The sequence below is a fragment of the Streptomyces sp. NPDC093544 genome, assembly GCF_040683495.1.
Taxonomy (GTDB): Bacteria; Actinomycetota; Actinomycetes; order Streptomycetales; family Streptomycetaceae; genus Streptomyces.
Genome location: NZ_JBFBEA010000013.1, coordinates 241555 through 255804 on the forward strand (window position 1 = coordinate 241555; position 14250 = coordinate 255804).

Annotated in this window: 12 protein-coding genes; 10 read left to right on the plus strand and 2 right to left on the minus strand. The window is 68.8% G+C overall.

The features are described 5' to 3' along the window. Positions 1-14: 14 nt before the first annotated feature. Positions 15-1229 carry a fatty acid desaturase gene (locus AB0N66_RS21725; RefSeq protein WP_365437396.1) on the minus strand — a complete coding sequence of 405 codons (1215 nt, stop codon included), beginning with the start codon at positions 1227-1229 and terminating at the stop codon, positions 15-17. Positions 1230-1535: 306 nt separating this feature from the next. Then, positions 1536-2813: an MFS transporter gene (locus tag AB0N66_RS21730; RefSeq protein ID WP_365437399.1), complete on the minus strand. Its 1278-nt coding sequence runs from the start codon at positions 2811-2813 to the stop codon at positions 1536-1538. Positions 2814-3641: 828 nt separating this feature from the next. On the opposite strand from AB0N66_RS21730, the gene AB0N66_RS21735 reads away from it, so the two are divergent. From AB0N66_RS21735 to AB0N66_RS21780, 10 genes are all read left to right on the plus strand, one after another. Continuing rightward, on the plus strand, positions 3642-4388 hold the full coding sequence (locus AB0N66_RS21735) for an SDR family oxidoreductase (RefSeq protein ID WP_365437402.1): 747 nt from the start codon (positions 3642-3644) through the stop codon (positions 4386-4388). A 143-nt stretch (positions 4389-4531) separates the two neighbouring features. Next, positions 4532-4879: a YciI family protein gene (locus AB0N66_RS21740; RefSeq protein ID WP_365437405.1), complete on the plus strand. Its 348-nt coding sequence runs from the start codon at positions 4532-4534 to the stop codon at positions 4877-4879. A 2-nt stretch (positions 4880-4881) separates the two neighbouring features. Further along, entirely contained in the window at positions 4882-6201 is a 1320-nt protein-coding gene (locus tag AB0N66_RS21745; RefSeq protein WP_365437408.1) for a PLP-dependent aminotransferase family protein, read from the plus strand. Continuing rightward, on the plus strand, positions 6198-7463 hold the full coding sequence (locus AB0N66_RS21750) for an ATP-grasp domain-containing protein (RefSeq protein WP_365437411.1): 1266 nt from the start codon (positions 6198-6200) through the stop codon (positions 7461-7463). Before AB0N66_RS21745 ends, AB0N66_RS21750 begins: the two co-directional genes overlap by 4 nt. 57 nt (positions 7464-7520) lie before the next feature. After that, on the plus strand, positions 7521-8630 hold the full coding sequence (locus tag AB0N66_RS21755) for an LLM class flavin-dependent oxidoreductase (protein ID WP_365437414.1): 1110 nt from the start codon (positions 7521-7523) through the stop codon (positions 8628-8630). 130 nt (positions 8631-8760) lie between these two features. Further along, positions 8761-9294 (plus strand): flavin reductase family protein, encoded by a 534-nt coding sequence (locus AB0N66_RS21760; protein WP_365437417.1) that lies wholly within the window; start codon positions 8761-8763, stop codon positions 9292-9294. Positions 9295-9469: 175 nt separating this feature from the next. Then, positions 9470-11218 carry a GH3 auxin-responsive promoter family protein gene (locus AB0N66_RS21765; protein WP_365437420.1) on the plus strand — a complete coding sequence of 583 codons (1749 nt, stop codon included), beginning with the start codon at positions 9470-9472 and terminating at the stop codon, positions 11216-11218. Further along, complete coding sequence (locus AB0N66_RS21770) at positions 11215-12168, plus strand: alpha/beta fold hydrolase (RefSeq protein WP_365437423.1); 954 nt, start codon at positions 11215-11217, stop codon at positions 12166-12168. The genes AB0N66_RS21765 and AB0N66_RS21770 overlap by 4 nt, the downstream gene beginning before the upstream one ends. After that, complete coding sequence (locus tag AB0N66_RS21775) at positions 12161-13348, plus strand: enolase C-terminal domain-like protein (protein ID WP_365437426.1); 1188 nt, start codon at positions 12161-12163, stop codon at positions 13346-13348. The genes AB0N66_RS21770 and AB0N66_RS21775 overlap by 8 nt, the downstream gene beginning before the upstream one ends. After that, complete coding sequence (locus tag AB0N66_RS21780) at positions 13348-14217, plus strand: FAH family protein (RefSeq protein WP_365437429.1); 870 nt, start codon at positions 13348-13350, stop codon at positions 14215-14217. Before AB0N66_RS21775 ends, AB0N66_RS21780 begins: the two co-directional genes overlap by 1 nt. Positions 14218-14250: the final 33 nt, after the last annotated feature.

Here is a 14250-nt window from a genome sequence, read left to right on the forward strand (position 1 = left end):
GGATGGCGCAGTGACTAGTCGTCGAATGCCGCGAACAATTCCCGCTTGCTGACCTCACGCAGACGTGCGATGTCGAATTCTTCGGGGTCCGCGGCGGAGAGGGAGTCGAAGACCAGATTGATCGCGGGGACAAGACCCCAGGCATGCTTGTACGGACCCCATCCCGGACTTCCCTTGTCTGCGTCCGCCTGCCGCTCGAAGATGTAGTTCGCCCATTTCGGAGTGGACGGATAACGGTGGTGGAAGTCGTGGACGACGGTGTCCCCGGTGAGAACCAGATAACGTGCGGGCGCGTGCACGAAAAGCATGCGCGTGGTCCAGCCGAACCAGGCCGCCGTGCGCTTCAGGACCGGCAGATCAGGAGAAGGCGCCGGCTCGCCGATGAATATCGCGTTGGTGAGACTGCCGAAATACTCCTTGCCGCGACGCACTTCGAGATGCGGCTCGGGGAAGGTGTGCTTCACACACAGCCGCAGGGTGTTGCTCACCTGGAACAGCACGAGCAGCGGGACGAACCAGACGATCAGCAGCGCCTGCCAGGTGCCGGTGGCCACGGTGGCGGCCACCACGCCCCCGTACAACGTGAGGCTGATCGTCTTCTCCGCGGGAGCCGACCCGTGCCAGAACGAACGGGCGCGCGCCACCGTGAAGTTGAGGTGGAACCACGGCGAGACCAGCTTGCCCAGGACCCGGCGCCACATCTGCCGGCGGGTCATCCCGGGGTGCAGGTTCAGGCTGACCAGGAACGCCTGCACCGTGGGGTCGCGGAGCGTCATGTGGTGGGCGGCGTGGTGGTCGCTGACGTGCTCTCGGCTGTAGCGGGCGAAGTTCTGGATGATCAGCAGGCTTGAGGTGGCCCGGCCGACCACCGTGTCCAGGCGCCGCTTGCGGTACATGTTCCGGTGCGAGCACTGGTGGTAGATCATCATGCGCAGGTTCCGCATGCCGTGCAGGGTGACGGCCCAGCCCGGCAGCAGAAGCAGCAGCCAGAAGGTGCCGAGGATCAGCGCGGTGCAGCTGATCGCGACACCGAGAGCCATGGAGACGACAGCCGTCGCGAGATGAAATCCGGGTGTCCACCAGGACAGCGGTTTCTGCTCGGCGAGAGCCTTTCCGGTAAAGAGGGTGAGAGGGTACTGGGTGAACCGGGGCAGAGCGCGCATCGTTTCGCGAGGATCCAAGTAATCCGCAATGCCTTCGGTCCGGAAGCCACTGTCGATGGCTGCCATCGCACTCCTTGAGGTCAGGGAGTTTTGTGAGTGCCTGAGATCGGTATGGGTGCGCCGATGATCCTGGCAGGCACTCGCCGGTAAGGTCAACCTTTTTCAATCGTGAACTGAACGCGTTCATCATTGCGTCCGGGGAACTGTGAAATCCACGTGAAATCGCTTCGGGATAAACGGTATTGAGCGTTCCGAAAGGCATGTCGAAGGGCATGCCGAAGAGGCTCATGTCCTGCCGGACTCGGACTGTTGGTTTGTCGGTGGGTTGGTCGCGGGCGATCTGTTGTGCAAGGCAGTACTGATCAGGTGTGTTCAGGACTCCGACGCGGGGGCCTTCTCGGCGCCGACCGTCCGCTGCTGCTCCGGCAGTTCGCGCCGGGTGCGCACCGGGGAGAGGAACACCGGGATGAAGGCCGTCGAGATGAACACCCCGCCCACCCAGAGCGTGGCGTGTACGCCGATCAACTCGCCCAGCACACCGGAGATCGCGGCGCCGATGGCGAGCGCCCCGGTGAGCAGGAACCGGAAGGTGGCGTTCATACGACCGAGCAGTGAGTCGGCGGTCATCCGCTGGCGCAGGCTGACGCCGAGCACGTTGTCCATGCCCACCTTGAACATGGCGAGGAACCAGCCGGCCCCGGCGATCACCAGCCAGAACCCCCGGTCCACCATCGGCACCAGCAGCCCCGAGGGCGCCAGACACAGCCCGGCGATGCCGAGGGTGCGGCCGTAGCCCAGGCGGGCGGCGACCGGCCGGGCGCTGCGGGCGCCGATCAGCAGACCGGCCCCGCCGGCCGCCCAGAACAGGCCCAACGCGCCGCCCGAAAGCCCCAGTTCACGCACGAACCAGATCGGCAGCATGGTGTTGATCACGGACGAGCCGAGATTGCCGAGGGCTGCGGTGAGCGCGAGGGCCCGCAGTTCCTTGTTGCCCAGGACATGCCGCACCCCCTCCGCGATCTGTGCCCGCAGCCGGGGGCCTTTGCCGGCGGGCGGCGCGACCGGAGCCGGGGTGTGCCGCAGGAAGATCAGCGTGAGGCCGGAGGCCAGATGCGTGCCCGCGCTGAAGAGCACGGCCGCGGGCGCCGTGAGCAGCGAGACAAGCCCGCCGCCCGCGCTGCGCCCGCCCACGTTCCCGGCGGCGATCAGTGTGTTGATGTCGGCGTTGGCCCGAACAAGACTGTCCCGGCCGACCAGTTGGGGCAGCACGCTCTGCGAACCCACGTCGAAGAACACCGTGGCACAGCCGTTCAGCAGGACGACCGCGTACAGCTGGCCGAGCGTGAGGGAGTCCAGCCACCAGGCCACCGGCACGGTCAGCTGGAGCAAGGCGCGGACCAGGTCGGCGACGATCAGCACCCGGCGGTGGCTCAGCCGGTCCACCCAGGCACCGGCCGGCAGGCCGATGACCAGGAAGGCGATCGTGCTCAGCGTGGCGAGCGCGCCGACCTGGCCGGGACTGGCGTCCAGTGCGGTGACGGCGACGAGCGGGATGGCGACATAGCTGATGTTGGCGCCGAGCTGACTGAGGGCGGAGGCGGTGAACAGGGTGCGGAAGTCGGGTATCCGCCAAGGGGAGTTGGGCTGCATGGTCCGTTCATCCGGTCGTCGGTCCGCGGGCGCCGTTGTGTGGCGGCCAGTGGGGTGGGGGAGCCGCGGCCGGGCAGGGTCGGTGGACCCTTCGGGCGCGGAGACCTGCGTCGATGCAGGCTGTTACCGGTCTGCGGGCACTGCCGCGGTGCGCGCGGCGAGGGAGGACGGCAGGCGACAGAGTCCGTCGGCGAGAATGGCCGATTCCGGCGACATACTGGCCGGAATGTTATCCGGCATTGAGTCGACCACCGGTGTTTCCTCCCCCTGCTCCAGGCCTCGGGCGTCGCCCGAGATGTCCAATTCTCCAGAATAGCGGTGACTTCGGACCAGGTGGTCCGGAGTCATTTCATGCCGTGTTCACACTGCTTCGGCGGACGGTGTCCCATACTGCCGATGGCCGGATCGGCCGGTTATCGATCCCGGCCGGATACGTCCGTCGGCAAGGATCAACGATATCCGGGCAGTTAGGCAAGTGATGCGGACCGAGGGCGTGTCGCTCCGGCGCGATTGCGAACAACGGACGAACGGTTGTCCGTAACTCGTTGACACGGGCCAAGAGTTGCGTGATCGTCTAGGTGGAGCCGGGGGGTGCCAGACTCTCCCCTTGGTGCGTTTTCGGCGTACGGGAGAAGTCGAGGGAAGGATTCCTCTTGCGAGAGAGCCATTCCTCTTGTGGGGGATCATTCCTCTTACGTGTGAACCACTCCTGTTGCGTCGTGGCCGAAAACCAGTCGGCTTATTTTGGCATGTCGCTTTACCGAGCTACCCCCACAAGGGCCCTGCTCGTTCAGGGTCACCAAACCGGAAAAGCCAAGGAATAGCAAAGTGACCGCACGTACTGCGCTCTTGATCGGTGCCGCCGGTGGAATTCTCTCGGAGGTGGCCCGAAAGCTCGCGGAGGAGGGGCACCCGCTCGTCCTCTTCGACAGGAACGAGGAGACGGTCTCCCGTCTCGCGGACGAACTCGCCGAGCTGACCAAGGTCGAGTCCGTCGTCGGAGACATCACCGACATCCCCGCCGCCGAGCGGCAGCTGACGGACATCGTCGAGCGCCACGCGCCCTCCGTTCTGGTCAACGGTGTCGGCGGGGACACCCGGGTCATCGGGTACGCGGACCTCACCCGGGACCACTTCGAGCAGACCCATCTGGAGAACGTGATCAGCACCTGGATCGCGGTCAAGGTCTGTGCGCCGCGCATGGTGGAGGACGGCTACGGGCGCATCGTCAACTTCGCCTCCGCAGGTGGCCGCACGTACAGCCACTTCAACAACGCCGCGTACGTCGGCGCGAAGGCGGCCGTCATCGGCATGACCAAGCAACTGGGCCACGAGCTCGCCGGCACCGGAGTGGTGGCCAATGTGGTCGCCCACGGACCCATCGCGACCGCCCGGGTGGCGGGCGCCTTCGAGCGTCGCGACGAGGCGGCGAAGAAGGCCGTGCTCGGCGCGCTGCCGATGGGTCGTTACGGCACGGTCGCCGAGGCCGTCGGCAGTGTGCTGCACCTGTGTTCCGAGAGCGCCGGCTACTCCACGGGCTCCGTCATCGACATCAACGGCGGCCTCTACATGTGATCCACGCCCGACCCCGCCGCGTGAAGCCGAAAGGCGGTGCGGCCGGTCCGTGGTGCGCGCAATTCCCCGACGCCCGTCCCCGGGCCCCGTCTCCGGACGGCGTGGCGCCGGGCGCCGGGAAGACACAGCACAAGGAGCTTGGTGTGGCGAAGTTTGTCGTCGAATTCGAGTACAACGTCGACCGGGCCGGCCGCCAGGGCCTGCACCCGGCGCACGCGGAGAATCTCTACCGGCTCGCCGACAGCGGCGTACTGCTGCTGGGCGGCCCCCTCGTCGGCGAGAATGCCGGGCTGCTTGTCTACGAGGCGGAAAGCCGTGCGGAACTCCAGCGGATTCTGGACGAGGAGCCCTATGTCACGGGCGGAGTCGTCGCCCGTACCCGGATCCAGGAATGGAATCCAGGAAAGGGGAGTTGGGTGACCGCGCTGAACAGTGGTTCGCCGGAACTCTCCAGCACCGCAGCCGGTACCGGCACGGAAGGAGCCCACTGAATATGCTCTCGTTCGAACAGGCCTCGTTGCACGCGGGAATTGACGATCCCGAGATGGATTCCATGCGGATCCTCAGCGAGACGGCACTGCGGTTCCCGGACGCCCTGTCCTTCTCGTCGGGGGCCCCGTACGACGGGAACCACGACCTTTCCGTACTCACCTTCTACATAGACCGCTACATCAAGCATCTGCGCGACCGGGGCGTCCCCGAACAGCGCATCACCCGGCTGCTCTTCCAGTACGGACCCGTCAACGGCCTCATCCAGGACGAGGTCGCCCTGATGCTGAAGCGGGACGAGGAGATCGACGTCCCGGCCGAGGCCATCATGATCACGCACGGGTTCCAGGAGGCGGCGCTGATCGCCCTGCGCGGCCTGTTCGCCTCACCCGACGACGTGCTCCTCGCGGTCTCGCCCGCCTACGTCGGCATCCGCGGCGCGGCCCGCATGCTCGACATCCCCGTACGCGGAATCCTGGAAGGCCCGGACGGCCTCGACCCGGAGGCCGTGGCGCAGGCGGCGCGCGCGGTGAAGGCCGAGGGAAGGCGGCCGGCGGCGCTGTACCTGGTGCCCGACTTCAACAACCCCTCCGGGACGGTGCTGCCCCGCGCGGCCCGCGAACGGCTTCTCGAAGTCGCCGCCGAGGAGGACTTCGTGATCCTGGAGGACAACCCGTACGGGCTCTTCGCCCGCGACGGCGAGTCGCAGCCCACCCTGAAGGCCCTGGACACCGGGGGCCGGGTCGTCTATCTCGGCTCGTTCGCCAAGTCCGCCTTCCCCGGCGCCCGTCTCGGCTATCTGGTCGCCGAACAGGAGGTCACCGACGCCGCGGGCACCGTCCGCACGCTCGCCCAGACCCTCTCCAAGGCCAAGGCGATGTTCACGGTCGGCTCCTCCACCCTCTCGCAGGCGGTGATCGGCGGCTATCTCGTCGAGCACGACCACGATCTGCGGTCCGCCACACGGGAGTTGGCCACCGTTTATCAGGAGCGCCTGGCCGCGACGCTGGCCGCGCTCGGCGAGCACTTCCCAGCCGGATCGGACCACGGCGTCACCTGGAACACCCCGCGCGGCGGCTTCTTCCTCACCCTGAGCGTCCCCTTCACCGCCGACCTCGCCGCGATGGAGCGGTCCGCGCGGGAGTACGGGGTCAGCTGGGCGCCGATGAGCATGTTCTACCTCGAAGGCGGCGGCGACCGGGAGATCCGGCTCGGCTTCAGCAACCTCGCGCCCGAGGCGATCCGTGAGGGGATCGCCCGCCTCGCCCGCTTCATCAAGGCGACCTCCCAGGACATACCTGACGTATCCGAAGGACAGGCATGAGCACCCCCACACCCACCGCCGTCGTCGTGGACGGCTACTCGGCCGGAAACTTCTACCCCGCCGCCTTCACCGCGGCCGGCGCCCGCGTCATCCACGTACAGAGCACCCCGGAACTGATCCCCACGATGCTCGCGCCCGACCTCACGGCGTACGCGGAGAACATCATCAGCGCCGACGAGGCCGAACTCGTCGAGCTGCTGCGCCCGTACGACCCCGTCGCTGTCATCCCCGGCCAGGAGTCCGCCGTCCAGCTCGCGGACCGGCTCAGCGAGGCGCTCGGCGTGAAGTCCAACGGGACCGCGCTGTCGGCGGCCCGCCGCGACAAGTACGAGATGATCGAGGCGCTGCGCCGTGCCGGGGTGCGCTGCGCGGACCAGTTCAAGAGCGACGACGCCGCGGCGGTCGTCAAGTGGGCCGAGGACCGCGGGAGTTGGCCGGTCGTCGTCAAGCCGCTGAGTTCGGCGGCCTCGGACGGCGTGTTCATCTGCGACGCCGCCGACCAGGTGCGCGACGCCGCCGAGCGGGTGCTCGCCTCCCGCGACATCTTCGGCAGGGCCAATGCGGAGGTGCTCGTACAGGAGTACCTCAAGGGCACCGAGTACGTCGTCGACACGGTCAGCAGTGACGGGCTCCGGTTCGCGAGCGGCGTGTGGGTGTACGAGAAGACGCTGCTGCCGTCGGGCCAGAACATCTACAACCGGGACATCCTCATCTCACCGGACGAGGAGCCCGTGCCGGCGCTCATCCCCTACGTGCGTGAGGTGCTCGACGCCCTTGAGGTGCGGTGGGGTCCGGCGCACGCCGAGGTGATCGTCACCGACCGGGGACCGGTCCTGGTGGAGATCGCCACCCGGCTCAACGGACAGCTGAACCCCGGCTTCCAGGAGCTGTGCCTCGGTCACGACCAGGCAGGGCTGACCGCGCGGGCGTACACGGATCCGGACGGCTTCGCCCGCTCGTACGGCGGGCGCGTCTACCGCAAGCTGCGGTCCGCGTACAGCTACAACACCCCGACCACGCTCGACGGGGTCGTGGAGGCGGTGGACGAGGAGGTCGTCTCGGCGATCAACGCGCTGCCGAGCGTCTTCCTCACCAGCGTCAAGTACCGGCCGGGGGCCCGGATCCGGCCGACCACTGATCTGCTGTCGGCGGCTGTGCGGATCTATCTGACCTCCGCCGACGACGAGGTTCTCGCCGCCGATTACGAGGAGGCGCGCAGGCTCAAGGACGGGGTGTACCGGCTGGAGGAGTCCGCGCACTGAAAAGCGATCAGAGCACCGAACTCCCTTTCGCCTGAACCGTCTTGCTGGAGGACACCCGTGCACAGCCGTATCGGCCTCTTTCTCTCGCCCGTTCACGAGACGGGCCAGGACCCGCATCTGGCCATCCACCGGAATCTCGATCTGGTGGAGTACGCCGACCGCCTCAACTTCGACGAGGCGTGGTTCGGGGAACATCACACGCTGGGCTGGGGACTTGTCGGCGCACCGGAGACGCTGATCGCCGCGGCGTCCCAGCGCACCCGGCAGATCCGCCTCGCCCACGGTGTGGTGCCGCTCTCCGGGCATCACCCCTTTCATGTGGCGAGCCGGGCGGTCCACCTGGACCACCTCAGCCGGGGCCGGTACATCCTGGGCGTCGGCCCTGGAGTGCCGTTCGAAGCCGGGCTGTTCGGATTGGACGGCAAGGAGCAGCGCAAACGGCTGGACGAGGCGCTGCCGACCGTCCTCGAACTGGTCAACGGCGACGAGCGGGTCACCCAGAAGACCGACTGGTACGAACTCAACGACGCCAAGCTCCAGTTGCCGCGCTTCGGGCCCCGCCCGATCGAGGTCGCCGTGGCCACCTCCGGCACCTCGGTGACCAGCCCCCGGCTGATCGGCCGGTACGGGCTGAGCATGACGTCGTTCGCGCTGCCCTTCGCGCTGCTCACCCCGGGCGCCCAGGAGCACATCGGTCTGGCCCAGCAGTGGAAGCACGCGGAGGAGGCGGCCGCCGAGTACGGGCAGACCATCAGCCGCGACGCCTGGCGCATCGCCCTCCCGGTCCATGTCGCCGAGACCAGCGAGCAGGCCTTCGCCGAGGTCCGCGACGGCTACGACCGGTGGCTCTTCGAGTACTTCAAGAAGGCGGCGGGCCGTAACGTCCTGGCGCCCGGAGCGTCCCGGGAACGTGCGCTGGAGGCCCGCGTGGAGGCCGGCGGCGCGCTCGTCGGCTCGGTCGACGAGGTGGTCTCCGGCATCCTCCGCCTCCAGGAGGCGACCGGCGGCTTCGGCACGCTCCTGGTGTACGTCGCCGACTGGACCTCGTACGAGAACACCAACCGCAGCCTGGAACTCCTTGCCCGCCAGGTCGCCCCGAGGATCACCGGCTCCGCCGCCCGCCCACAGGAGGCCGTCGACTGGGCGATCGCCGCCCGGGGCCAGTAACTCCCGCGGGACAGGCGGCCCGGAGAACCCGGGCAGGCCCTGTCATCCAACGCCCGGCGACCCCGGGAGCAGCCGCGTCGGCCGTCCGGTGACCCCGGACGGTCGCCGCCCTTCCCTTTCGGAGATCCGAGTGGAAGCACCGCAACTGCTGCACCAAGACGTGCCGGACAGTCAGGCGCTGCACCGACGCACCCTGAACCAGCGCGAGTTGAGAGGCATCCTCGGGCGCTACGCCACCGGCGTCGTCCTCGTCACCGCCCAGACCCCCGGCGGCCCCGCCGGAATGGCCGTCAACTCCTTCACCTCCGTATCGCTCGACCCCCCGCTGGTCGCTCTCTGCGCCGCTCACACCTCCACGACCTGGCCCGCCATCCGCGCCACGGGCAGCTTCGCGGTCACCATCCTCGGTGGCCAACACGCCGATCTGTGCCGCCTGTTCAGTGAGCACGGGGCGGATCGTTTCGCCGGTCGCGACTGGGCGCGGAGCACGTCGGGGCACCCGCTCCCGGCGGACGGCCTCGCCTGGCTTGAGTGTCGGATCTCCGTGATCCATCCGGCGGGCGACCACGAACTGGTCATCGCCTCGGCCGACGAGGGTGCCTTGACGGACACGGTGGACCCCCTCGTCTTCCACGCCGGGCGCTTCCGCGGGCTGGCGGCCTGAATGCGCCGGCCCCGCACCCGCACCGCGCAGTCGCGCCGGTCAACGAAATCCGCCTTGCGAACGCCGTCATCCGCCTTGGCGCCACAGGCAGCGAAAAAGCTAGGGAGAAGCTGAAGCCGTGGGCACTACGCACCCGCACGAGCACCCGGACACGCAAGAGCATTTGCCTGAGCACTTGACCGAGCAGCACTTGACCGAGCACTCGCCCGAGCTCTGGCAAGAGCAGTGGCAGGCGCACTGGAACGCCCGCCGGATCCCCTTCGAGCAGGAGTGCCAACGTGCCCGTACGGCGCTGCTGGCCGACCTCAAGGACCCACAGTCCGCCCAGGAACGGGTACTTGAGGACATCGTCGCCCTGTGCGCCGACTCGCTGCACTGGAAGGAGCGCGGCTACGACGCCGTGACGGCGGACCCGGGCGGCCTCTTCCGGTCCGTCCTGCCCGTCATGCGCTACACCGACTTCGCCGCCGAGATCGACCGGGAGACCCGCACCAAGGGCGGTGTCCTGTCCTGCAGTCCGGTCCTGCGCTGGCTCAAGACGAGCGGCACCACGGGCACGCCCAAGCGGGTCCCGTACACGCTGCACTGGCTGCTGACCTACCGGATCCCCGCGATGCAGGCCATGTGGGGAACGTACGTCGAACACCACCCGGAGATCCTCGCCCACCCACACGCCACCCTCGACACCCAGACCGTCCACGAGCGCGTCGACGACTACCTCAACGGCGTCCAGTACCAGGCGATCAGCAACCGCCACCCGCGGATCAACAGCCGCGACTGGAACCCGCCGTGGTCCGCCGCTCCCTGGTTCGGCACCGAGGCGCCCTCCTCGCACGCCGGTCGCATGTACCACCGCATCCGCCATCTCGTGGGCGAGCGGCTGCACTTCGTCTCGGCGATCAACCCGAGCACGCTCGTCTCACTGCGGGATCTCATCGCCGAACACGGCCCGGAACTCGTAGGGGACCTGCGCGCCGGCACGCTCGAAGGCAAGCCGTACGGCGATCCGGACCCGGCGGCCGCAGCGCACCTGCAATCCGTGCTGGACCAGGGGGAGTTCAGCCTCAAGGACGTCTGGCCCTCGCTCACCCTCTACAGCTGCTGGCTCTCCTCCTCCGCGGGGCTCTACCAGTCCAAGCTGGACGCGCTGCTGCCCGGCGTGCGCGCCATGCCGTTCATGAGCTGCGGTACCGAGGGCGTGACGACCATCCCGGTCGACGGCTCCCTGGACAGCCAGCCGCTCGCGGTCAACCAGGCGTACTTCGAGTTCGTGCCGGCCGAGGTGGAGCTGGGCGCGCTCGTCGACGCGGGCGAGCGGGTCGACACCCTGCTGCTCGACGAGATCGAGCCGGGCCGGGACTACCACCTGATCATGACCCAGGGCAACGGCCTCTACCGGCTGTGGAGCGGCGACATCTACCACGTCGACCGGATCGTGGACGGCACCCCGTGGGTGCACTTCGTCCACCGGGACGGCATCTTCCACTCCTTCACCGGCGAGAAGATCACCGAGGCCCAGGTCACCCAGGCCATCGGCCAGGCCATGGCGGAGGGTGGCCTGGCGGGTGGTCTGTATCTGTGCGGACCGCAGTGGGGTGAGCCGCCGCACTACGTGGTGGTGAGTGAAGTGCCGGAGCCGGGAGGTGAGTTGGACCGGTCCCTCGCCGAAGCCATCGACCGCGAGCTGAAGACCATCAACATCGAGTACGCCTCCAAGCGGGACAGCGGACGCCTTGGCCCGCTCGAAGTCCACACCGTCCCGCACGACTCCATCGCGGCCTACGCGGAGGGCCGGCGCCAGCAGGGCAACGCCACCCAGTACAAGTACAAACCCTTCCAGCAGGACACCGACTTCGTCGCCGACCTGGTCGGCGGTCGGTCCGGGAGCACACCGACGACCGAAACGGCGGGAGCCCACCGATGATCGAGACCAAGAGGCCGCCACAGAACATCCGCCGCGAGATCATCACCCTCTCCTCCGGCGACACCGGGACCGGCGGCGGCACCGGGACCGGCGGCGGCACCGGGACCGGCGGAGGCACCGAGAGCGGCGGAGGCACCGACCTGGCGCTGCACCTGTGGCGGCCGCGCGGCGAGAGCAAGGGCGCCGTCTTCTACTTCCACGGCCTGCAGAGTCATGCCGGCTGGCTGTGGGAGGTGGGCCCCCGGTTCGCCGACAACGACATCGCCTTCTTCGTCCTCGACCGGCGCGGCAGCGGCATCAGCGGCGGCGAGCGCAGTGACATCCCCGACGTCGAGACGATCATCGCGGACTACGTCAACGCCCTTGAGTACGTACGGAACTGGCTCGGCGACGACGCCCCGCTCTCCCTCTTCGGGCACTGCCTGGGCGGCTCCTTCCTGGCGGCGCTCATGCACCACCCCAGCTTCACCGTCCGCTACGACGCCGCGATCTTCTGCTCGACATGGCTGGGCCGGCTGCACGCCGTGCTGGGAGAGGAGGAGCGGACGGCGCTGGCGGCCGAGCGCAGCCAGGAGCCGTGGGACGCAGGCCTGAAAGCCACGGACTTCACCTCCGACCCCGCCTACCAGCACTTCATCGACCACGACGACCTGGCCGTACGGCAGTTGACGCGTCGCTCCCGAGCCACCCTGCTCGCCCTCGAACGCCTCTACCTCGACCCGGGGCGCCAACTCCCCGACGTGCCCGCCGCGTTCGTGTCCGGCCTCACCGACCCCATCGTCGACCTGGACGCCACCCGCCAGGTCTTCCATGAGCTGGTCCCCTGCCGGGGCGTGGCCGTCCAGTTCCCCACCGACCGGCACTACCTCTTCTACACCGACGTCCGCGACGAGGTCGTCGACTGGGCCTCGACCTACACGCTGCTCCAGGGCGTGAACCGCGATGCCTGACCCCGCCACGGGATCCGCGGCGCGGCTTTACCGGGTGGCGCTGCCGATGAGTGTCGGCTTCGACCACCCGGCGGCCCGCCGCACCACCAGCGACAGCCTGGTGCTCCGCCTCACGCTCGACGGCGTGACGGGCATCGGGGAGTGCGCACCCCGGGCGTACGTCACCGGCGAGACGAGCGGCAGCGTGACCGAGGCCCTGCGGCACGTCCCTCTCGACAAGGTGTTCGCCCAACTGCGCACCACGCCGGCCCGGCAACTCCTCGATCAACTACGCGAGGAAGGCTTCGAGTCGACCTTCGGCGTGAGCGGCGGCAACAATCTCATCTGCCTCCTGGAGACGGCCGTACTCGACCTGATCGGACATCAGCTCGGCCTGTCCGCAGGCGAGTCGGCGTGGCCGGGAACGCCCGTGGCCGACAAGGTCGCCATCTCCCAGGTGCTGGACCTGAGTATCGGAACCGATGAGTTCCTGGACACGCGCGGGCCCTTCCACTTCGTGAAGGTCAAGGCGTCCGACGACATCGACCGGGATGTCCGCACGGTGACCGCGATCCGGGAACGGCTCGGGCCCGCGGTGCCCGTGATGGTGGACGCCAACATGAGCTGGACACCCGCCACCGCCGTGACCTACGCGCGGAGACTCCACGCCGCCGGGGTGACGCTGGTCGAGGAACCGCTGCCCCGCCGCTCCTGGGAGGACCTGCGCACCCTGCGCCGCGCGACCGGAATCCGCGTCCTCCTCGACGAGTCGGTCTGCACGCTCGACGACGCCCGCGCCGCCGTCGCCCACGAGGCGTGCGACGCCGTGAACGTCCGGGTCGCCAAGAACGGCGGCCTGCTGCGCTCGGCACGGCTGATCGAGTACGCACGCTCGGCAGGGATCGGCTTCCAGATCGGCGTCCAGGTCGCCGAGACCGGCCCGCTGATCAACGCGAGCCGGGCGCTCGCCCTGCGCGCCCCGGACGCCCTGGCCGTCGAGGGCGGCCAGTCCGACCGCTTCTTCCCCGAGGCCGAGACGATCGTCTCGCCCCGCCCGGCCGTCGACCGCACGGCCAACACCATCGCACCGGCCGAGGGACCCGGCTTCGCCCTGCGCCTCAACGACGCGGCGGAGCGCTGGGCCTTTCTCAGCTGGACGCATGCCGACTGGCACCCCACGACCCCCGAGGAGACTCCCTGATGACGGTTCTGTACGAAGGAACCCACGACGGCGAGCGGTACGTCGGCTTCGGCACGCCCGAGGACGCCACGGCCGAGGGCGCCACGCTCACGCTGTATCCGCTGGGTGACCTCGATCTGCGGGCCGAGGTCCTGGCCGCGGACGGCGACAGTGCCGCGCTGACGGCGGCCCTGGCGGCGGGCCGCGAGCCGCGCAGCATACCGGCGGACGAGGTCTCCTTCCGCCCCCCGCTGCTGCCGGACGCCATCGGCGACGCGCTGGTCAGCGGCTTCATGCAGACCCACAACGTCAAGGTCGACGCATCCACCCAGTCCCAGCCCAACTGGTTCTTCAAGGGACTCGGCGACACCCTCAAGCTCTCCGGCGAGCGGCTGCGCGCACCGCGTGGCGCCGTGGCACTGACGGAGGAGGCGGAGATCGTCCTCGTGTACGTCACCGACGAGGGTGGCACCCCGCAGTACGCCGGCTACACCTTCGGCAACGACCTCACCGACATCGGCCGCTTCAAGCGCCACGCCGGGCACCTCTCGTACGCGAAGCTGTGCGACGCGGGCGTGGCGCCGTGGCTCTTCCTGGGCACGCCGCCGAGCCAGGTGACCGGGCAGGTCGCCATCGAGCGGGGTGCGGAGGAGGTCTGGCGCGGCACCTTCACCACCGGGACGAAAGCCCTTCACTACGGCCTGCGGGACATGATGTCCGAGCTGTTCTCGTACGAGGGTCTCAGCCACCCCGGCCGGGTGCACTACGTCTACATCGGCGCCGACCGCGCCAGCTTCCACGACGGGTTCACCATCGCCGACCAGGACCGGATCGAGATCCACTTCGCCACGCACGGGGTGACGCTGACGCACACGGTGGACTGGCGCTGACGCGCGGGGCGGAGCGGCGCTGAGGTGGTGGAT

Bases quoted from the DNA above. Each gene is read 5' to 3' on its own strand.
- AB0N66_RS21725 (WP_365437396.1), bottom strand. From the start codon at position 1,229: ATGGCAGCCATCGACAGTGGCTTCCGGACCGAAGGCATTGCGGATTAC.
- AB0N66_RS21730 (WP_365437399.1), bottom strand. From the start codon at position 2,813: ATGCAGCCCAACTCCCCTTGGCGGATACCCGACTTCCGCACCCTGTTC.
- AB0N66_RS21745 (WP_365437408.1), top strand. From the start codon at position 4,882: ATGCTCTCGTTCGAACAGGCCTCGTTGCACGCGGGAATTGACGATCCC.
- AB0N66_RS21750 (WP_365437411.1), top strand. From the start codon at position 6,198: ATGAGCACCCCCACACCCACCGCCGTCGTCGTGGACGGCTACTCGGCC.
- AB0N66_RS21770 (WP_365437423.1), top strand. From the start codon at position 11,215: ATGATCGAGACCAAGAGGCCGCCACAGAACATCCGCCGCGAGATCATC.
- AB0N66_RS21775 (WP_365437426.1), top strand. From the start codon at position 12,161: ATGCCTGACCCCGCCACGGGATCCGCGGCGCGGCTTTACCGGGTGGCG.
- AB0N66_RS21780 (WP_365437429.1), top strand. From the start codon at position 13,348: ATGACGGTTCTGTACGAAGGAACCCACGACGGCGAGCGGTACGTCGGC.